16 protein-coding genes are annotated in these 20813 nt (G+C 51.4%); 4 read left to right on the top strand and 12 right to left on the bottom strand.

Annotated elements, in window-relative coordinates:
- Positions 1-239: 239 nt before the first annotated feature.
- The gene (locus BM231_RS05830) at positions 240-1679 is read left to right on the top strand and encodes an EAL domain-containing protein (RefSeq protein WP_093517540.1); all 1440 of its coding nucleotides are present in this window, start codon (positions 240-242) and stop codon (positions 1677-1679) included.
- 44 nt (positions 1680-1723) lie between these two features.
- Here the strand turns inward: BM231_RS05830 and BM231_RS05825 are convergent, their stop codons facing one another.
- From BM231_RS05825 to BM231_RS05785, 9 genes are all read right to left on the bottom strand, one after another.
- Positions 1724-3079 carry a M16 family metallopeptidase gene (locus BM231_RS05825; RefSeq protein ID WP_093517538.1) on the bottom strand — a complete coding sequence of 452 codons (1356 nt, stop codon included), beginning with the start codon at positions 3077-3079 and terminating at the stop codon, positions 1724-1726.
- Positions 3080-3092: 13 nt separating this feature from the next.
- Complete coding sequence (locus tag BM231_RS05820) at positions 3093-4502, bottom strand: M16 family metallopeptidase (protein ID WP_093517536.1); 1410 nt, start codon at positions 4500-4502, stop codon at positions 3093-3095.
- A 187-nt stretch (positions 4503-4689) separates the two neighbouring features.
- Positions 4690-5427, bottom strand: coding sequence for a hypothetical protein (locus BM231_RS05815; protein ID WP_208860113.1), 738 nt, complete (start codon positions 5425-5427; stop codon positions 4690-4692).
- 198 nt (positions 5428-5625) lie between these two features.
- Positions 5626-6132: a signal peptidase II gene (lspA, locus tag BM231_RS05810; RefSeq protein WP_093517532.1), complete on the bottom strand. Its 507-nt coding sequence runs from the start codon at positions 6130-6132 to the stop codon at positions 5626-5628.
- Between the two features lie 27 nt (positions 6133-6159).
- The gene (gene ileS / locus BM231_RS05805; protein ID WP_093517530.1) at positions 6160-9093 is read right to left on the bottom strand and encodes an isoleucine--tRNA ligase; all 2934 of its coding nucleotides are present in this window, start codon (positions 9091-9093) and stop codon (positions 6160-6162) included.
- 339 nt (positions 9094-9432) lie between these two features.
- On the bottom strand, positions 9433-10407 hold the full coding sequence (locus tag BM231_RS05800; protein ID WP_093517528.1) for a DMT family transporter: 975 nt from the start codon (positions 10405-10407) through the stop codon (positions 9433-9435).
- 162 nt (positions 10408-10569) lie between these two features.
- Entirely contained in the window at positions 10570-11508 is a 939-nt protein-coding gene (locus tag BM231_RS05795) for a DMT family transporter (protein ID WP_093517526.1), read from the bottom strand.
- A 24-nt stretch (positions 11509-11532) separates the two neighbouring features.
- Positions 11533-12534 carry a bifunctional riboflavin kinase/FAD synthetase gene (locus BM231_RS05790; RefSeq protein ID WP_093517524.1) on the bottom strand — a complete coding sequence of 334 codons (1002 nt, stop codon included), beginning with the start codon at positions 12532-12534 and terminating at the stop codon, positions 11533-11535.
- A 233-nt stretch (positions 12535-12767) separates the two neighbouring features.
- Positions 12768-13214, bottom strand: a complete 447-nt coding sequence (locus BM231_RS05785) for a MaoC family dehydratase (protein WP_093517522.1) — start codon at positions 13212-13214, stop codon at positions 12768-12770.
- A gap of 280 nt (positions 13215-13494) precedes the next feature.
- Here BM231_RS05785 and BM231_RS05780 point away from each other — a divergent pair, with 280 nt between their 5' ends.
- Positions 13495-13878, top strand: coding sequence for a response regulator (locus BM231_RS05780; RefSeq protein ID WP_008552155.1), 384 nt, complete (start codon positions 13495-13497; stop codon positions 13876-13878).
- A gap of 175 nt (positions 13879-14053) precedes the next feature.
- Positions 14054-14728, top strand: coding sequence for a protein phosphatase CheZ (locus BM231_RS05775; RefSeq protein ID WP_093517520.1), 675 nt, complete (start codon positions 14054-14056; stop codon positions 14726-14728).
- Positions 14729-14824: 96 nt separating this feature from the next.
- Here the strand turns inward: BM231_RS05775 and BM231_RS05770 are convergent, their stop codons facing one another.
- Positions 14825-15679 carry a TIGR01459 family HAD-type hydrolase gene (locus BM231_RS05770; RefSeq protein ID WP_093517518.1) on the bottom strand — a complete coding sequence of 285 codons (855 nt, stop codon included), beginning with the start codon at positions 15677-15679 and terminating at the stop codon, positions 14825-14827.
- A gap of 202 nt (positions 15680-15881) precedes the next feature.
- Between BM231_RS05770 and mutL the strand changes: the two genes are divergently transcribed.
- Complete coding sequence (gene mutL / locus BM231_RS05765) at positions 15882-17843, top strand: DNA mismatch repair endonuclease MutL (RefSeq protein ID WP_093517516.1); 1962 nt, start codon at positions 15882-15884, stop codon at positions 17841-17843.
- Positions 17844-17943: 100 nt separating this feature from the next.
- Here the strand turns inward: mutL and BM231_RS05760 are convergent, their stop codons facing one another.
- Positions 17944-19245 carry a porin gene (locus tag BM231_RS05760; protein ID WP_093517514.1) on the bottom strand — a complete coding sequence of 434 codons (1302 nt, stop codon included), beginning with the start codon at positions 19243-19245 and terminating at the stop codon, positions 17944-17946.
- An 834-nt stretch (positions 19246-20079) separates the two neighbouring features.
- Entirely contained in the window at positions 20080-20640 is a 561-nt protein-coding gene (gene rsmD / locus BM231_RS05750) for a 16S rRNA (guanine(966)-N(2))-methyltransferase RsmD (protein WP_093517510.1), read from the bottom strand.
- Between the last annotated feature and the right edge of the window lie 173 nt (positions 20641-20813).

The raw sequence follows: 20813 nt of genomic DNA, 5'->3' as shown, positions 1-20813 counted from the left end.
AGCAACTTTCTTACCCGATAAATATCGCCGTTCGCCAGAATCGCGCGCCTAAGTTCAGCTCGGGATTGTGACGAAAATCGTATGCGCTGATGATATATGTAGCTCTATTGTCATTCTTGCGGGGACAACACGGGTTTTCCCTAGAAATATAATGGGTATAGGGTTCGAACGACCTCGGTAAATGCGGCAAAATTCAGGTATGTATTTTGTGATTCGGACCAACAGGTACTCTTGAGGATATGACGCGCTTGGCGAACATTTCCATTTTGTTTTCTATTTCAGCCATTGCGGCCTCTTGTGGCACTGTGATGGTCTACCTTTTTGCGCGTCCGGTTGGCGAGGCCATCACCGTTGCCTTCACGGCGATGTGCACCATGATCTTCATCCATTTCATGTTGACCCGCTCTCAGGAAAAATCCGCAGTATCTGACGCCGTCAATCGCTTGGAAGAGCGGATTGCAGTCATTGATGATGATGTAGGCAACCTCGAAGGCCGCCTTACTGGTGTAGAGCACAACATTCCACGCCGCACCCGGGAAGAGATCGACCCGCTGTTTGCTGAAGTGGAGGTTATCGGTTCTCTGGTGAAGCAGATGGCCGAAGCAATGGCCGACATGGAAACCCGGATCGAGGATCAGGGCATCGCCATCGAGGACCAGCGCACCAAGCAAGCACAGTTTCAGCCTCAACCAGCTCAACGCTTAGCCTCGCCGCAAGCGGTGAAGGAACCATCCGTTGATCTGGCCAGTCAGGCTGCAGCAGCATTTGCGAGCGCTGCGGGCCAACCAATGGCAGCAAGCCAACCGATGGCAGCAGTGCATGAACCGTTTGCTGAGACACGTGCACCGGAAATGAAGCGCCCGGCAGCTCCGCGCATGCACCATCCCAATGCCGCGTTGGCTGAAGAAATTCGCGCAAGCATCGAAGCGGGCAGGGTGGACCTCTACCTCCAGCCAATCGTCACGTTGCCGCAGCGCCGTGTTCGTTATTACGAGGCCCTGACGCGCCTGCGTAAAGCCAATGGCGACACACTGGAGCCAATCGAGTTCCTCCAGGAAGCGGATCGCACCGGCCAAATGCCAGCGATCGACAACATTTTGTTGTTCCGATCTCTCCAGATCCTGAAGCGTCTGGCAACCCGCAACAGAGAAGCAGGCTTGTTCTGTAACCTGTCTCCAAGCACGCTCATGGATGAAAACTTCTTCCCGGGCTTTTTGGAGTTCGTGCGCGCCAACGACACCTACTCAGATTTGCTGATCTTCGAGTTCTCTCAGGCTGATGTAGCTGTCATGAGCGCGATTGAGTACGAAAGCCTCGCAGCACTTGCTGAGTTGGGCTTCCGTTTCTCTGTAGATCGCATCACCGACCTGCGCATGGACTTCCGTGCTTTGGCTGATCGCGGCTTCCGGTTCGCAAAGCTGCATGCATCACGTTTGTTGTTGCATGAAGATGATCTGGCCAAGAGCAACATCCACCCGGCAGACTTCGGTAGCCTGCTACAACGCTATGGCATCGAGCTGATCGTGGATCACGTGGAGAGCGAAGGCGCTGTGCTGGAGCTTCTGGAAATGGACATCCGCTGTGCGCAGGGCTTCCTGTTCTCACCGCCACGTCCAGTCCGTGCAGACGTTCTGCAAGGCGCGCCAAACCCACGCTCGCTAAAGAAAGAGGCGAGCTGATTTTCATCAACTCGCCTGTTTGTTTTTCTTACTTTGAATGAAGGTTAGTTCAGCGGTTTGCCAACCGTAACAAAGGTTGGCTCAATGCCATCAAACATGTCCTGAGCAACCTCGCGAACACCTTCCAACGTCACCGCTTCAACCATCTCATTGCGCTTGTCGATGTAATCGATGCCCAACTCCTGCGTCTGAATGCCTGTCAGCTGACGGGCAATGCTGCTCGAGCTGTCAAAGTTAAGCGCATAATTGCCAGTCAGATAAGACTTCGCTTCTGCAAGTTCTGCCGGCGTAGGACCAGTCTGCGCCATCCGCACCATCTGCTTTTTGATGATATCAATCGCTTCACCGGCTTTGTCTGAACGTGTGCCAGTAGACCCCATCAGCAGCGCTGCGTGCTTGTAAGGAACCAGATAAGAACCAACAGAGTAAGCCAGACCACGCTGCTCACGGATTTCATCATAGAGCCATGAGGAGAATGAGCCACCACCCAAAATGTGGTTCATGACGAAGGCAGACATGAACTTCGGATCATGACGCTCATAACCCGGCAGAGCGAACTGAATGGAAGTCTGTGGGCTCTCAAAGTCAACGTGAACAGCCTTGTCTGTGACAGGCTCCACATTGGGAATGGCAACCAGGTCACCGTTTTCAGGCAGATCAGCAAAGACTTTGTCCAGAACGCTGGCCAGCTCATCAGCACTAATGGCTCCCACAACGCCGATCTTCAAAGAGTCCTTTGCAAAGATCTTTGCACGCTGTGTTTTCAGATCATCAGAAGTCAGCTTGGCAACCGTATCCTCTGTTCCTCGGCTTGGACGGCCATAAGGATGATCCGGGAAGATGGTTTTGGATAAATTCAGACCAGCCAGAGCGTCTGGACGCTTCAGGCTGCGACGAATGCCAGAGATTGTCTGTGCTTTCATCCGCTCAAGCGGATCATTGTCAAAACGTGGTTCGTTCACAGCCAGACGAAGCATTTCGAAAGTGTGATCTTTATTGGCCTGCAAGCTCTGGAAGGACCCATAAAAGAAGTCACGGCCAGAACTGAAGGATAGACTCATAGTCAGATCTTCAAGGCGTCCCTGAAAGGCTTGGGAATCCAGATCTCCAGCCCCTTCATCAAGCATAGTGCTCAAAAGGTTGGTTACACCCAGTTTGGCATCTGAATCCTGAGAATTACCACCTGCAAACGCAAAGTTCAGCGCGATGATTGGAACAGTGTAATCTTCCACCAACCAAGCAGTGATACCTTCAGGGCTTTTTACCTCTTGGATCTCGATGGCCTGACTGTTCTGCACAAAGGTGGCGACGAACAGGAATGACAAGGCCAGCAACGCAAACAAGCTTGCCGTCATGCGGGAAGCGGAGGCAGAAGCTGCCATAAGAACTTTAGCTTTCATAGAGCGTCCCCTCTCACTCTGCATTTTCAGGTTTTGCGGCAGGCATCAGATAGCTCGCCACACTGGTTTCACTAAGGTACTTCTGTGCAACTGCCTGAACCTGTTCAGGTGTCACTTTGGCAATGCGAGCAGGCCAGGTCTGTACCTTCTCAACGGAGCCGCCTGTGGTCAAAGCTGTCCCAAAGATGCGCGCCAGAACATCTTGTTTGTCCTGCGCGTAAATCGCGGAGGCCAGCATAGAACGTTTAGAACGTTCCACTTCTTCAGCTGTCACACCGTTCTCAAGAACGTCATTCACGATTGCCAAAGCACGCTTTTCAAGTTCCTCAAGCTCAACACCATCCTTTGGAGAGGTGTAAAGAATGAAGCGGGTGTCATCCAAAGCGGTAGACTGGTACCAGGCGCCAGCACTGGTCGCGACCTCGCCTTCAATCACCAGCGCTTTGTACAGCCGGCTGTTAGCACCGCCGCCCAGAATGTCTGAAAGCACTTCAAGAGCTTCAGAGTCACTTGGCTCGGCGGTGGTTGAGCTTGGTACGATCCAGCCATGCTGCAGGCTTGGCTGCGCAACCTGATCACTCTGCAGTCTAACTTCGCGATTACCTGGCACGATCTGGACATGCGGACGATCACGAGGTCCCGGGTCTGCACGTTGCTCAACCTTGCCATAGGTCTTCTTGGCGAGGGCCAGAACGTCTTCTGAGGTCACGTCACCCGCGACAATCAGGATCGCGTTGTTTGGTGTGTAGTACTTGTCATAAAAGGCGATCGCATCGGCTTTGTTCAGCGCCTGAATTTCGTCTTTCCAGCCAATCACCGGAATACCGTAGGGGCTGTTCGGAAACAGGACCTGATCGAACGTCTCAGATAGTCTGGCAGCAGGGCTGCGGTCCACACGTTGAGAACGCTCTTCCAGCACCACATCCCGTTCCGGATCAACCTGCTTCTCAGTCAGGATCAGGTTGGACATGCGATCAGCCTCATAGCCCATCACCATTTCCAGATGCTCTTTGGCAACCTGCTGATAATAGGCTGTGTAATCTTGAGAAGTGAAGGCGTTTTCCTGACCACCCACCTGCGCAACCTTTTGGGAGAATTCACCCTCTGGTGTATTCTTGGTTCCCTTAAACATGAGATGTTCAAGAAAATGCGCGATGCCGGATTTACCGGGCTTTTCATCTGCTCCACCAACGCGGTACCACACCATGTGGGTCACAATCGGGGCGCGTCGGTCAGGGATGATAACCACCTGAAGGCCATTGTCGAGAGTGGTTTGGGAAACATCGGTTCCGCCGATGTGTATTTTTGAAAAGTCTTCGATTGAAGCTTTCCCTGTCGTATCCGCAGCCACGGGCAATACTGGGCTTGCGAAAACAACCAGACTTAAAGCGAGGGCTTTAAGCGCAAGAGATCGACCAGTCACGTAGGGGGCTCCCTTTAAAATGAGCAGGACACAGCTGCCCTACCTATACCGTGATTGTGGTTAATCTCCTCGTGAATTATTCGTAATCTATTGCAGCTATAATGAAAAAAGCGCGAACATCATCGCGCTTGCTTCATAGTTTATTCAGGCTTTCAGTAAGACTTGAACTCTCTGTAAAAGAGGGGCCTTACTGTTTGCTCATGTCGATACGAGCACCATCTTCAATGGCTGCTTCTTCACGTTTCTTGCGTACAAGCTCGCTCTCGTCCACTTCAGGGGTTGCAAAGGCAACGCCTGCAACAGGAGTGGAGTAAGCAACTGGAGGCTCAGTCAGATATTTGCGTGTTGGGGTACAGCTTGGATCGCCCGGTGAGCAAATCGGAGCTTCTACATCCTTGCCACCAAGCTGCTTTTTGGCAGCCTGATACTGTTTGCCAAGAGCAGCCAGTTCAGTTGGAGACAGCTTGTCACCGTCGAGAAGCTGCTGCTGACGTTTCTCAGCTGCGAAATCGCGAGGGCGAGCTGCTGCTTTTTCCAGTGCAGGGTGGCCGCGCATTTGTTCAATGCTCAAAGGTTCACCCGGCTCTACTTTGTAGAACGCACGGATCTCTTCAAGTTCTTCCTTAGAGCGGTCAACCGGCCAGTTGCTAGCGACTTCAGAAAGCTTGCGAGAATCTGGCTGCGGAAGGTTGCCAGCCTGTGTCGGCATAACAAGCGGAGCACGTTCTTTGTACTTGATGTCAGTGTTCTTCTGAGACTCAAGACCAACCGCGCTCAACACACCAGTCATCAAACTTAAATCGGTGGTTTCAGTGCCATCATCGAAGTCACCATTACCTGTCATGCAGGCAGATAGTGCGAGAGAGAGCCCGCAAACAAAAGTGGCCCGAACAACGAATTTTTTGCTACGGCTTTGCAATTTCATTACCCTTGTTTCCCGATCACCATCAAAACGGCGTTTGACAGGCATCACGGGTCAAATGACAGCCTGCGAAATCTGTAGTCCTCATAATCCAGTGATGCCACCTTAAAACAGGAATCACGAAACCATGAAGGCCCTAAGTGTGTAGTTATGCCCAGAAGCACCCGATATTCCCCACATATAATTGAGAATTAGGCAGTTTTAGGGCCGGCTATCCTTATTTTTGCCAATAAATAAGGTGTCGAGCAGCAAACCAGCGGCGCCAATAACAATCCATGCATCTGCCAGATTGAAGACGTACCAGGAAAATTCCCCAACATGGAAATAGAGGTAATCGACGACTTGGCCATAATAGAGGCGGTCAAAACCATTGCTCAGGGCGCCAGATAGCACCAGCCCAAGGCAAAAGCCTTCCAACCGATTACTCGCACGCGCACTCCAGAACCAGATGAAAACTGAAGCAACAACGGTAAAGGCTGCTAGTCCCCAGCGGCCCAACTCAGTCGTTTGCTGGAAAAATCCGTAGGATACGCCTTTGTTCCAGACCAGAACCAGATCCAGAAAAGGGCCGACCGGAATTGTAGGAATGCCACCACCTGAGAAATGAGCAACAGCCCAGAACTTGGCAATCTGATCAACGACCAGACCAGCAACGGCAAGGAGGAGGACGAGGGAACTGTGATGTCCCCAAAACTTCAGTTTCTTCAAAACAAATTCCCTCGTCACATCGTTCGCTTAAACAGTCGCGCTATCCAGCTCGCGCATTGCATCCGCATCGCGCAGTGTCAGCTCAGGATACTCAGCATCTGCGCCAACTTCTGGCAAGATCTTCCAGGAGCGGGCACATTTGTTACCCTCAGCAAGACCCGGCACAACGCCAACACCTGCAACGTCTTCCAGAGTGAATGCACCTTCCGGAGCATTGTCAGAAGACAGGTTCAGCTGGGATGTGATCGCAATTTCTGCAGCGTCCAGACCATCGAGAGCAGCCATCAGGTCCGCATCTGAGATATAAACGGTTGGATGTGCTTCCAAAGAAGAACCGATCCGCTTTTCACGGCGCTCAATTTCCAATGCACCAGTGATCACACGACGCACCGCACGAATCTTCTCCCATTTCGCAGCCAGTTCATCATTTCTCCACGCAGAAGAAACAACAGGGAACTGCTGCAGGTGAACAGAAGTGGTCGCCTCACCATAACGGTAGCTCCAGCTCTCTTCCATGGTGAACGGCAGGATTGGCGCCAGCCACATGGTCAGGTGACGGAACAGCTGCTCAATCACATAAAGAGAAGCTTTGCGCTTCGTGGAAGATGGGGCATCGCAATACAGCGCATCTTTGCGGATATCGAAGTAGAACGCGGACAGCTCAACAGTCATGAAGTTGAACAGAGCAGAGAATACGCGCTTGCTATCGAACGCCTGATAGGCATCACGAACCAGCACATCCAGCTCGGCCAGACGGTGCAGCATCAAAAGCTCAAGTTCATTCATGTCAGCAAGAGCAATCTCTTCGCCGTCATAGTGACCAAGAGAGCCAAGCATGAAGCGCAGAGTGTTACGCATCTTGCGGTAAGCATCAACGTTGGTTTTGATGATCTCAGGGCCGATACGCTGGTCTTCAGCATAATCGACAGAACCAACCCACAAACGCAGGATGTCAGCGCCGTACTGCTTGATGACGTCCTGAGGTGCAACCGTATTGCCCAAAGACTTGGACATCTTGCGGCCCTGCTCATCCATGGTGAAACCGTGGGTAAGAACAGCATCATATGGTGCATGACCGCGAGTACCACAGCTTTCCAGCAAGGAAGAGTGGAACCAACCGCGGTGCTGATCGGTACCTTCAAGGTACAACACGTAGTCGTCACCACCCAAACCTTTACGGTTCGGGTTTAGGTCTTCACGGCGTTCCATGCAGAAGGCGTGTGTTGAGCCGGAATCGAACCATACGTCGAGGATGTCCTCGACTTTCTCGAAGTTCTCAGCATCATAGGCATCGCCAAGGAAGCGCTGTGTTGCGCCTTCTTCAAACCATGCATCTGCACCTTCATTCTGGAAGGCTTCAAAGATACGCGCGTTAACCGCTTCGTCCTTCAAAACTTCACCGGTTTCCTTGTTCACAAGCACGGTGATCGGCACACCCCATGCACGCTGACGGGAAAGAACCCAGTCAGGACGCGCTTCGATCATGGCGTTCAGACGGTTCTGACCAGTTGCTGGCACAAAACGTGTCTCAGAGATCGCCTTCAGCGCGCGGGCACGCAGTGTGTCACCTTTGGCTTCCTCAGAAAGTTCCTTGTCCATGTAAACAAACCACTGCGGCGTGTTACGGAAGATCAGCGGTGCTTTTGAGCGCCAGGAGTGTGGGTAAGAGTGCTTCACACGCCCACGAGCCATCAGTCCGCCAACCTCAGTCAGCTTTTCGATAACAGCCTTGTTGGTGGAGCCTTCCTTGCCTTTACGGTCAAGGATGTACTTGCCTTCAAACAGCGGCACATGCGGATAGTAGGAACCATCCGGCTGAACGGTCATCGGAACCTGCTCAGTGCCAGCTTTTGCAAATGCTTCCCGGTTGTCCAAGAACATCTGGAAATCTTCCTGACCATGACCAGGAGCGGTGTGCACGAAGCCAGTACCAGCGTCATCAGTGACGTGCTCACCGGCAAGCATCGGCACGTTGAAGTCGAAGTAGTCGCCAGCACCTTCAGCACCACGCAGCGGATGCGCGCAGTATTCGATGGTGCTCACATCAACATCGGAAACACGCTCATAGGCATCAACGCGGGAGGCTTCAAAAACAGACTCAGCAAGCTTGTCAGCAAGGATGTATTCTTCGCCAACCTTCGCCCAGTTGTCTTCAGCAGCCTCAGTCACTTTGTAGATGCCGTAGCTGATGTCGTTAGAGAAAGAGATCGCGCGGTTCGCTGGAATGGTCCAAGGAGTGGTTGTCCAGATAACCACCTTCTTGCCAATCAGTGCTTCATTGCCGGAAACAACCGGGAAGGTCACCCAGATGGTGTGGGAGATATGGTCTTCATACTCCACTTCCGCTTCAGCAAGAGCGGTCTTTTCAACAATAGACCACATCACAGGCTTGGAACCACGGTACAGCTGACCGGATGTCGCGAACTTCATCAGTTCTTTCGCAATCACAGCTTCACTGTCGTAGCGCATGGTCAGATATGGGTTGTCCCAGTCTGCTTCAATACCAAGGCGCTTGAATTCTTCGCGCTGAACGTCAATCCACTTGTCCGCAAATTCACGGCATTCCTTACGGAATTCGTTGATCGGCACGGCGTCTTTGTTTTTGCCTTTTTTGCGATACTGCTCTTCGATCTTCCATTCGATCGGCAGACCATGGCAATCCCAGCCAGGAACGTAGTTCGCATCAAAGCCCTGCATCTGCATGGAGCGGTTGATGATGTCCTTCAGGGTCTTGTTCAGCGCATGACCAATATGGATGTTGCCGTTCGCATAAGGAGGGCCATCATGCAGGATGAACTTAGGGCGACCTGCGGATTGATCGCGCATCACCTTGTAAAGGTCCTTGTCCAACCACTTGGAAAGGATCTTAGGTTCATTCTTTGGAAGGCCTGCCCGCATTGGGAAATCAGTTTTAGGCAGGTTGAGCGTGTCCGAATAATCGCGGCTCGGTGTATCGGTCATTTGGCAGTCCGCTTATGTGGGCATTTGTTTGCCCATAGGCATTTGGTAAAGCGCAGGAATTTGCGCAAGTTTGAAAATCCCGCCGTCTCTGTGACGGTTGGAGGTCTCCCGGTACTTCAGGGCGCCAGCGGGCGTCTCAACTGAAGGCCGGGCCAATAATTCGAAATTGGCACACCTTGAGTAAGGTCAAAGGAGCAGTCCTGTTATCTTCAAACTCGGCTAACATAATGAGTGCTTTTAGCAGCGCTTATCCTAGGAATAAAGAGCCTCTAACAACAAAGCTCAATATTCTCAAGACCAAGCGCAGTTTTCCTGCAGACGGAACCCGCGACCCAATCGTCAGTAATGGCGCTTGGGTGAGCTGTCGACAAGCTCTTCACTTTCCGCCTGACGCTTCGCAGCGGTCCGTTCACGGTGCGCAATGTAAAGCCCGCCACCTGCAATCAAAGCCACACCCAGCCAGACAAACATGTCCGGAATGTCCCCAAACAGCACAAAGCCTACAATAGTTGCACTGATAATCTCGGTATAGCTAAGCGGTGCAAGAACGGAGGCAGGGGCTCGGTCAAACGCAAGCACGATACAGCCGTGAGAGGCAAACGAGATGATGCCCATCAACACGAACAATGGCAGATGAGTAAGATCCGGTGTTGTCCAGGCGGCAGCTTCAAACCCAAGCAGGCTTGCGATGACAACAAGCGGTGTAAGCGTCAAAACACCAGCAATACCAGTCGCGAACTGAATGCCAAGCAAAGAGGCACTCCCTGCCAGTTTGCGCGTCAGAACAAGATAAACTGCAAAAGAGGTGGCCGCAGCCAACGGCAAGAGGGAGGGCCAACCCAAAGCGCTGGATCCCGGACGGATAATGATCAGAGCCCCGATCATGCCAACCACAACGGCTGCCCAACGGCGCACGCCCACTTTTTCCTTCAAAACAACAGCAGAAAGTACAGTCAGGATCATCGGCTGCACAAAGAAGATCGCAATCGCATCCGCCAAAGGCATGTACTTAAGAGAGGTGAAGAAGAAGATTGAGCAAATCGCGAGACAAGCACCGCGCACCAGCTGAATACGGTTGACCTCTTTCATCAAAGAGCCGAACGAACGGCCCATGAAACCCGCAATCACGAGAACAATAATCGCCTGACACAGGAAGCGGCCAAGCGACACCTCAACTGGCGAAATGAACGCACTAAGATACTTGGCTGTGCCATCCATCAGCGGTGCCAGAGACATTCCGGCGACCATAAACAGAATGCCATGCAGCCCGGCATTAGAGGTATGACTATCTGTCGAGGCGGTTGTTGTTGTCATGTTGCTCTCGGATAATGGGGATACGCTGACATATCAAAGCCAGCGCAGAGGGTAAGGGCCTATATTGACGCACCAGCTATTCCTTCGCGCAACCAAAAGAAAGTGCCGGTAACAGGCTATTCAGTGCAGTTATCTAAAGAGTATCTGTTCCGCCCCTCAATATTATGAGGGAGAAGGTTTTCTCTCTGCATTCGCAAGTATCAGTCCGCTGCAGATCAGCATACCAACGCCAACCCAGACAAACTCGTCAGGGACTTCATTGAAGACCAGATAACCAATTGTAGTTGCGGAGAAAATTTCAACGTAGTTGATTGGAGCCAACACGGATGCTGGTGCTCTCTCAAAGGCTTTGACCAGCAAAACATGTGCGATCAGGCCAGTGGTACCAAGACAGCACAACAGAATTGTTGGCAGAGTAAAGTTGGCCTCCTGATTGGCAATCACCAGATCTCCACCAAAGCCAGTCAGCCATGCATAAATGATGATTGGCAAAATAAAGAGACTGCCAGCAAAGCCTGTCGCGAACTGTATGGCCAGCTGAGAGGCCTGCCCGGAGAGCTTGCGTGTCAGCATCAGATAGCAAGCAAATGTAAAGGCAGCTGCTAAAACGAGAAGGCTCGCCGGTTGGAAAACGCCGGTGCCGGGGCGCATGATCACAAGCACACCAGCAAATCCAATCAGCACCGCCAGCCAACGTTTTGGCCCAACTCTTTCCTTCAGGAATACAGAGGACAGAACAACAAGAATAACCGGCTGCACAAAGAAAATTGCGGTCGCATCTGTTAGTGGCAGGTACTTCAGCCCAAACACAATGAAGACCGAACCAACCGCGAGCAGTAAGCCACGGCAGAACAAGGGCAGGGTGGTCTCCTTTAAAAGACTAAGCCAGCTCCGCTGCTGAAAAGAAGCAATCGCCAGAATAATGACAAGCTGCACGGCAAAGCGGAAGAAAGCGACCGTCAAAGGAGAGAAAAACTCTGAGAGGTATTTCACCACGCCATCGGTGCTCGAAAGAATGAGCAACCCGCACATCATCAGCAGCACGCCATGCAACACATTATCAGAGCTGGCAGTGCCAGCTCGCGTAGCCGCTGATGTCATGAGGTATCTTTCTAAAGACTGGGATTACCCATCGGTATTGAGCATTTGGTCCAGATGAGAGAGCGGACGCATCGAGGCAATCATTGCTCGTGCCTCAGCACTATCCTGATCCATCTGGCTAATTAAGGCTTCAATACCGTCAAATTTAAGTTCGGCACGGATAAATCCGATGAAGCAGACTGTGACTGGCTTTTCATATAAGTCACCAGTGAAGTCAAACACATGCACTTCAAGCAGCGGTGCGCCATCATCAAATGTTGGACGACGACCAAAACTGGCCACACCATCATGCATCACGCCGTCAATTTTGATCTGAACGGCATAAACGCCTTCTTTCAGCTCGCAATTATCGGCAAGCTTCAGGTTCGCAGTTGGGTATCCCAGCTCGCGGCCACGCTTCTCACCATGTTGAACGGTTGCTTCAACAAAATAACGATACCCAAGCAAGCCGTTCGCCACAGCCAATTCACCTTCAGCAAGAGCGGCTCGAATACGGCTGGAGGAGATGATTTCTCCTCCTTCATCACCCTCTGCTCCAACGATGGTCACGGCAAATCTATAAGCTTCACCAGCTTGCTCAAGAAACTCAGGTGTTCCTTGTCGCCCCTTCCCAAAGTGGAAATCATAGCCAGTAATGCTCTGGGAAATGCCAAGGCGCTCAACCAGAATGTCCTTTACAAAATCCTCAGCAGCCATACTGGCAAACTCTTTTGTAAAGGGCAGTTCGATCACGCCGTCCAGATGTTCTGCTTCAAAGATCTCAGCTTTGACATGCGAAGGCGTCAAACGAAACACAGATTGATCAGGCCGGAAAAAGGTGCGCGGGTGTGGTTCAAAGGTCATGGCGAGGGCCGGAACACCACGCTTTGCAGCTTCATCTCGCGCTAAATCAAGGACAGCTCGGTGTCCGCGATGAACACCATCAAAATTCCCAATAGCAACAACGCCGCCGCGTAGTTTTTCAGGAAACTGCGCAAGGTCGGTAATATGCTGAAAAGAATGTGCCTGCTTGATCGGCTCACCCATGAATTGACTTCCCACTAAAGCGTATTTCCGAAAAGTGGCTCCGGTTTTCGGATTAAAATACGCGTGAATAGACAGATTTAGAGTTTGATGCACGAATGCATAGAGCGCAACACACTCTAAATATCCAGAATTTTGCGAGACGGTGCCGTGAGAAGTCCGCCCCGTCAAGCTCTTGAGATGGAGTTTGCCGGGCCGGACACAAGAAACTTTAAGTTCTGTGCAGGAATTTCAGCTTAGAGCGGAATATCCATGTCGGCACGGGCAGGGACTTTGACCATCGCTTCCCCCTCCAAAACCACCTTGCCTTCGACCAAACATTGGCAATCCAATCGAGCACGATTGCCCTTCTCGAGCAGCTCTGCAACGCTCACGCGCACCTCAATATCGTCGCCGATATACACAGGCGCGCGAAAATTTAAAGATTGAGACAAATAAATTGCACCTGGGCCCGGTAATCGCGTTCCAAGTACGGCTGAGATAAGGCTCGCGGTGTAAAGACCGTGCGCAATACGAGTTTTAAAAGGGGTCTTAGCTGCAAAATGCTCCGACAAATGGATTGGGTTTCTGTCACCGGAAACCTCTGCGAATCCTACGATGTCTTGAGAGCTGACGTGCTTTACGAAAACTTCGGTCATACCGACTGAAAGGTCTTCATAAGCGAGCGGACGAAGGCTGAGCATAGTGTTTCCTCGAATTAACCACAGGCAATATTGCCGGTAAAACGCGCGGAAACGCTAGTAAGCGGACCTCTAAAAAACAATTAGGCTTTTAGCATTATTGAAATCGTATTGGAGAAATTAACCTAACTATAACGTAGGGCGGTTAATTTCGCGAAGTTGAATTGGTGGGGACCCCTTTTATTTGGAAGGACACCTGCGTCCAGTGTGACCGAACAATGTCGTGGTCGCCGTGAGTATAGCAGAGAGGCAACGACAGCCTCTTGAGAATATGGAGTTGTACATGGCCCTTGATCTTCAGATGCCAATTTTGGTTGTCGATGATTATAAGACCATGATTCGAATCATTCGGAACTTGTTGAAGCAACTTGGCTTTACGGACATCGATGATGCGGCTGATGGCACTGAGGCCTACGAGAAAATGAAGCAGCGCCGTTACGGCCTGGTGATCTCGGATTGGAACATGGAACCTATGACTGGCTATGAGCTGCTCAAGCAGGTCAGGCAGGATGCTGCTCTGTGTAAGACGCCATTCATCATGGTGACGGCTGAGTCTAAAACGGAAAACGTGATCGCTGCCAAAAAGGCAGGGGTTAACAACTACATCGTTAAGCCGTTTAACGCGCAAACTCTTAAAGGCAAAATCGAAGCGGTTTTTGCCGACTAATTTGCTTTGCGCACAATTGAAGAATATGGGCTGGGGTGAGGACGCGATAACGATAGCGCCCCAACCCTTCTGTGCACCCAACTGACCGGTTACAAGGTCGGGTAGAGCTCTGTCCCGGCAGGCGATTTTGCCTGCTGGAGGAGACGTTCCCTACTCAGGCAAAGGGAAGAGTGTTTTGACCAAAATTGATATTCAGCAACTCATCGATTTTCTGGAAGAAAGCCGTGAGAAATCCAGCGAAGTCACACTAACTGATGTGATGGGTCTTGCAGAGGTTATGACAGGTTCAATGGGGGACATCATTGAACATATCCAACCTGCAGTGACCATGGAACTGGCAGAAATCGGCGCGGAAATTGCGCGGATGAAAGCCGAGATCAGTAAGCTTCGTGTCGCAGATATGAGAGACAATCATATCCCTGATGCTGGTCGGGAGCTGGACGCTATTGTTTCTTCAACAGAGGAAGCAACACATTCAATCATGGAAGCAGCTGAGGCCATTATGGCAGCTGATTCTGATGATGCTCAAGCCTACCAGGACACCGTCAACAATCAGGTTATGGAGATTTTTCAGGCCTGCGCGTTTCAGGATATTACCGGACAACGCATTTCTAAGGTTGTCAGCACCCTGAACACGATTGATGAGCGTGTGTCCAACTTCGTCGAGCGTTTACGTCTTGAGCAAGAAGCTCAAAGCGAGAGCAATGGCGAAGAGACTGAGGAAGAGCGCCGCAAGCGTGAACTGATCCTCCATGGCCCGCAACACAAAGGCGAAGGTGTCTCTCAGGATGAGATTGATGCTATGCTCGGTGATGTGCAGCAGGATGATATCGACAAGCTGTTCGCCTGATTTTCCTTGCGATCATATTGTCAGTGGGCTGCAGCCCACCAATAAGAACTTCAAAAGCAGTTTGCTTGACCTGAAATGGCGCAGACTGCTTTCGTCTTACCAGCTCAAACGCCCTATGAAACTGTGCGCTTGCAGACCTTCTGCCTTGAGCATGCTTTCAACAGCCTCTGCATCCCCTGCAAGATCAGCCGCATGAATGCCTTCTGTCAAAAACAGTGCAGGAATACCTTGGGCATTTGCTCCCTTGATATCAGTCGGTAAGCCATCACCAATTGCAAGAATCTCTCCTTTTTCAAGCGCTCGACCAGCGTGTACATTCAGTTCTGCCCGCGCCATATCGTAGATCGGATGGAAAGGCTTGCCCGTAATAATGACACGGCCACCCATCTCTTCATAAAGCTTTGCGAGCGCGCCACCGCACCAGACCAGCTTGTCACCTTGCTCAGCGACAATGTCTGGATTTGCGCAGATGAGCGGCAGGTCCAGCTTCAATAAGTCTTCAAAGTGAGAGCGATAATCTTCCGGTTCTTCCACGCGCCTATCGTTCAAACCCGAGCAGACAATGATGTCCGCAGTGTCTGGCTCCACAAAGTCAAAACTGGCGCCATGAAACAGGCTATGATTCTTTTTCGGACCAATGTGGTAGACTTTTGCGTGATCAATAGCTCTAAGGTCTGCTTGAACGACATCTCCGGACGAGACAATTGAGTCGTAACAGGCTCTGGGAACACCCAAACTGCGAAGGTGCTCTTCAATCTCTCTGGAAGGGCGTGGTGCGTTTGTGATCAACACGACAGGTTTGCCATAGCGCGCCTTATAGGTGCCAAGTGCATCAATTGCTGCCGGAAAAGCGCTCACGCCATTATGTAAAACACCCCAGACATCACATAGAATGCCGTTGAACTGATCTGCAATCTGGCTGAGGCCAGTGATGGGGGATTGCTGCTTCATATGATGTTCTCTTGGAGGAAACTTGGATACGCTCTTGAAAAAAGAGTAGAGTTGAGCCAAATCCTCATAGCCTGAGCAAGTGGCGACGACAAGTAGATAAAATCACTGCTCATCCCGCATGGATACTGAACGCAAATCTCTGTCACAAACATGATTTGGATGCGCCATGTATATGCAGGACAATATTTAAGACGGAGCGGTTATGGCGGTAAGACAACTTAGCGATACGACAATCAACAGAATTGCCGCTGGTGAAGTGATCGAGCGGCCTGCGAGTGTCGTCAAGGAGCTGGTTGAAAACGCAGTTGATGCCGGTGCAACGCGCATCGAGATTGTCACCGCAACTGGTGGGAAAAGCCTGCTGCGCATCACGGACAATGGTGCGGGAATGACGAAGGAAGACCTTCAACTCGCTGTCCGCCGCCACTGCACATCCAAACTGCCTGAAGATGATCTTATGGACATCCGAACCATGGGCTTTCGTGGAGAAGCGCTGCCATCTATTGGCGCGATCTCACGCCTGGAAATAACCACACGCCACGCTTCAGAGCCTCACGCCTGGAAAATTGAGGTTGAAGGTGGCCAGAACAATGATATCGAACCTGCTGCACTGAACTCTGGAACGCGCGTAGAAGTAAAAGATATCTTCTTCTCCGTGCCCGCACGTCTGAAGTTCCTAAAGTCCGACCGTGCTGAAGCAACAGCGATCACAGAAATCATCAAGCGCATCGCACTTGCAAATCCAACAGTCAGATTCACACTCTCTGGATCAGATCGACGGCAGCTGGAACTGCCAGCTTGCACCGGAGATGATGCGGATCTCGCCCGGATCGGGCAAATACTCGGTGCAGAATTTACAAAAAACGCCATGGAGATTGAGGCGCTGAGAGAAGGGGTGCATCTGTATGGATATGCAGGCCTGCCAACCTTCCACCGCGCCAACTCGCAACACCAGTTCTTCTTCGTAAATGGCCGCCCGGTCAGGGATAAGTTGCTTTTGGGTTCTCTAAAAGCAGCATATTCAGATGTGCTATCGCGTGATCGTCATCCGATTGTAGTGCTCAACATCGACCTTGACCCGCACCAGGTGGATGTAAACGTACATCCAGCAAAGGCGGATGTGCGCTTTCGAGATGGACAGCTGGTTCGCGGATTGATGATTGGTGCGCTGAAAAATGCCTTCGTCCAGTCTGGCTTCAGAGCATCCACTGCAAATACCCAATCCGCAATCAACGCCATCCGCCCAATGGGACAAAGCGCAGGTTTTAATGTTCATTCAGGGGCATCCGTGCATTCACCTCAAGGTCATAGAGAGGCCCCTCAAAGCTATTCATGGCAACAATCATCCTATCGACCAGAAGAAGACGCTGCACGCGCGTGGAGCGCTGCAGATATACCTGAAGTCGGATCCAGTGAAACGCAGTTAGGCTTGATGGAAGCGAATGCGCCTTATTCTGGCCCACTGGATCAATCGCAGCCACAGCTGCAGGCGAACGAGCAGGGAACGCAGGCCTATCATTTGGTCGATGCGCCATCCGCAGACTCGCGAGCCCACGGACACCAGTTACCGGACGATCGCGAAAACTTCCCGCTAGGGGCCGCCAGAGCGCAAATCCACGAAACCTATATCGTGTCGCAAACCAAAGACGGCTTAGTTATCGTAGACCAGCATGCAGCCCATGAACGTCTTGTCTATGAACAGCTGAAAGAGGATCTTTCGAAGCGCGATGTATCCCGGCAGATGCTCCTCATCCCGGAAATTGTCGACCTTCCTGAAGAGGATGTTGCACGATTGGAAGAACGTGCTACGGAACTGGAAGAAGTCGGCCTTGTTCTGGAGCGCTTCGGTCCTGGGGCAATCGCGGTGCGAGAAACTCCATCCATGCTTAAACGTCTAAACATCAAAGCGCTTGTGCAGGATCTTGCGGATGATTTTGCAGAGTTCGACAGCTCAACCCGTATCAGAGAAAAACTGGATCTCGTTGCTGCGACAATGGCATGTCACGGATCAATCAGAGCAGGGCGGAGAATGCGGCCTGAAGAGATGGACAACCTACTTCGTGATATGGAAGCAACGCCAAAATCAGGGCAATGCAATCACGGTAGGCCAACATGGATTGAGCTGAAGCTCTCCGACATTGAGCGCTTGTTTGGGCGTCATTAGTCTTCATAGCAAAAAACCAGAAGAGGCGGATCAATGATCCGCCTCTTCCAGTTCGTATTCTCGATCACACTAGGTGATCGATGGGTTCTGACATGTGGCCTCAGAAGTCCCGTTGAACACGGAGCAGGACTGAGATGATATCCTGTTGGCCGAGTGGGCGAGTTGGGTTGCCGCCGTTAGTAGAGTTATCTGGATAAAGATCACCTAAGCCTACGTTACGGTATGCAACTTCAGTACCAATTTCGAAGCCGCTAACTGGTGTCCAGCCAATCTTACCAACAACATCCCACTGGTTTTGGTTCCAAAGGAACTTGGAGCGTGCATTAGCAAAAGAAGCCTGGATTGCTGCATTCCATTCAGGAGAGAAGTCAGCTTGGAAACCCCATGCGATGGACCAACCGGTTGCAATGCCGTCTTCGCCATCTGTAAGTGAGGTTGCATCCCAGACAACGTTCTGCCAGTCACTGTTAACGTAACCAAGTGCGCCCTGAGAGAAGGTTGCCTGAACAACACCCTGGAAGCCGGAAAGATAGCTGGTGAACCATGGGATATTGAACTCAAGGCCACCACCGACAGCCCAACCAAGAAGGCCTGATGGGTAAGATTCCAGATAACGGATCTCTGTCAAAGCACCCATGATCTGTGCGGAACCCCAACCTTGGTCAAGGCGGATGTTAGCAACAAGGTCTGGGAAGCGCATGCCACCGTAGCCTTGGTTAAATCCGGTTGAGTCAAGATATTCACCAGTAAAGAGGTTCTGCTGGCGAGCTGTTCTGTCTTCTACAGACCAGCTGGTGGACAAGCCGTTACCCAGATCGAAGGTGTAACCAGCAAGCCAGAGGTTTTGGTCAGAGTACGCAACGGTGGTGATCGCACCGTAGGCATAACCGGTCCAGAAGTCATAGAAGGACTGTGCACGACCGATGGTCATACCGCCAAACTGTACGAACGCATAATCTAGCGTCATTACAGTGTTGTCCTGTTCAACTCCAAATGAGCCGACCGGGTTGTTCACGTTAGGAACAGAGCTGTCATCCTGAATAAAGCCAGGTGTGTCGACTGTTCCGAACAAATCGATATAAGCACGAAGCAAGCCGTATTCTGTTTGAGTTCGGGCGTCCATGCGGAGGTAGCCACGTGCACGAGTGGATGTTGAATTTCTTGTCCGCTCAGACCAGTCGCTTGGGGCCGCCCCAAAATTGTTGAAACGGTATTCAGCACGAACACGACCGCGAATTCTCAAACAGGTATCAGTGCCTGGAATATAAAAATATCCAGTACCGTAGGCGTCACAAATCTGGACATATTCTACGGGCTCCGGTGCAACGGGAAGATCGGCTGCAAGGACCGGAGTGGCACTCATCATAAGCGCTGCTGCGGCGCTAGTTGTAAAGTGGCGCATAATTCGACTCCTAAATCGGGTAGAAACCCACTCCTCAAACAAGGTTAATTGACGAAACTACTTAAGGTGGCCCAAATGCTACCTAAGCAAAACTAATTTTATTGTTGTGTACGCGAATTCCCTGCAGCAATTGATGCCAGCACATGCTTATGGATGCAATAATAACTCTAAAAATAACCTAGAGTTATCAAGCTAATCGAAATCGCTGTTTCATTCCTGCAACGCTTTTATCCCAAACTAAGTAGATGTAACAAACGTAATTCAGGGGTGCTGATCATTGAATTAAGTCATTGTTATTGTTTGTTAAAAAATCATTACGCAGATTTGCGAGCTCTTTTCGTATGCAACCTGCGTCATTCGAATCATAGGCACAATGTGGATCTCTATCAGGAATGATCAATATTCCCCGATAAGTACATTGATAGTAATTACAAGTATTCGTATTTTGCGTTGTTTTGGGGAATTTTGCGTTCTTTTGAGGACTGACGCGCTGCTATGTGAACTGTGAGGCCCAATCCCGCAAATCTCTGCTTTTTAAGAGGCCGAGGGTCAATGTATCCCTCCAGCCCATCTGCACCGGACCAAGCTCTCTGCCACAGCACGGTGCCACCACCTCAAACTGCCAGACAGCAACCACCTGCCACAACACCTCGGCTAAAGACGCAAGGGCACCTCTGCGTGCAGTTCTCGTCGTCCCGCGACATCCCCTAGCCCACTTACACGGCACAGCAGCAGTCCAATCAGCGTGAAGAGGGGAGGGCAACAAAAAAAGGCCTTCCCGAAACCACATCGGAAAGGCCTTCATCTACTCTTTATATATAGGGTCGCTCTGAGCTACACGCCGTTGTAGCGGAGAATGAGGATTTGGCTGTCGCCCGCATGGCGCACATCCAGCCCTTCAAACCCATCAGGGATTACTGGAGAAACACTCGCATCTTCTTCCCAGATGCAAAGTGCGCCCTCATTGAGCCAACCACCAGCCACTGCACTTGCCAAGGCCTTCTCGCCCAGCTCGTTGCGGTAGGGCGGATCCAGAAACACCAGGTCAAACGGGGCAATCGTTCCCGCTTCCCCTAAAGATGTTGCATCACGTCGCAAAATCTTTGTGGCGCCCATCAGTCCGGTGGTCTCCACATTCCGGCGGATCAGACCGCGCGGCTCGACGGCTTCTTCAACAAAGACGCAGTACTTGCCGCCTCGACTCATCGCTTCCAGACCAAGAGCGCCGGTCCCTGCAAACAGGTCCAGAACGCGTGCATCCTGAACCGGGTTGTCATAGGAATGAGCGAGCACATTAAAAATGGTCTCTCTCATCCGGTCACTGGTAGGCCGTGTATTTTGTGTCTTGGGCGTAGCGAGAGCAGTTCCCCGAAAGCGTCCAGCAACAATTCTCACGATTTTCTGCCGCCTTTGTTTCCACGAGGTGCGCCTGAGCGATCACCACCCGGGCGACCACCACGCGCTTTATCGCCGCCAAAGCTCTTGCCGCCGCCACGTGGGCCTTTGCTGAAGCTTGGCTTGCCACCATCGCGGCCACCTTCACGAGGGCCTTTGCTGAAACCGCGCTT

Source organism: Pseudovibrio ascidiaceicola, from assembly GCF_900114245.1.
GTDB lineage: Bacteria > Pseudomonadota > Alphaproteobacteria > Rhizobiales > Stappiaceae > Pseudovibrio > Pseudovibrio ascidiaceicola.
Note: the sequence above shows the minus strand (reverse complement) of the source record. Positions and strands in the feature narration are given on the sequence as shown.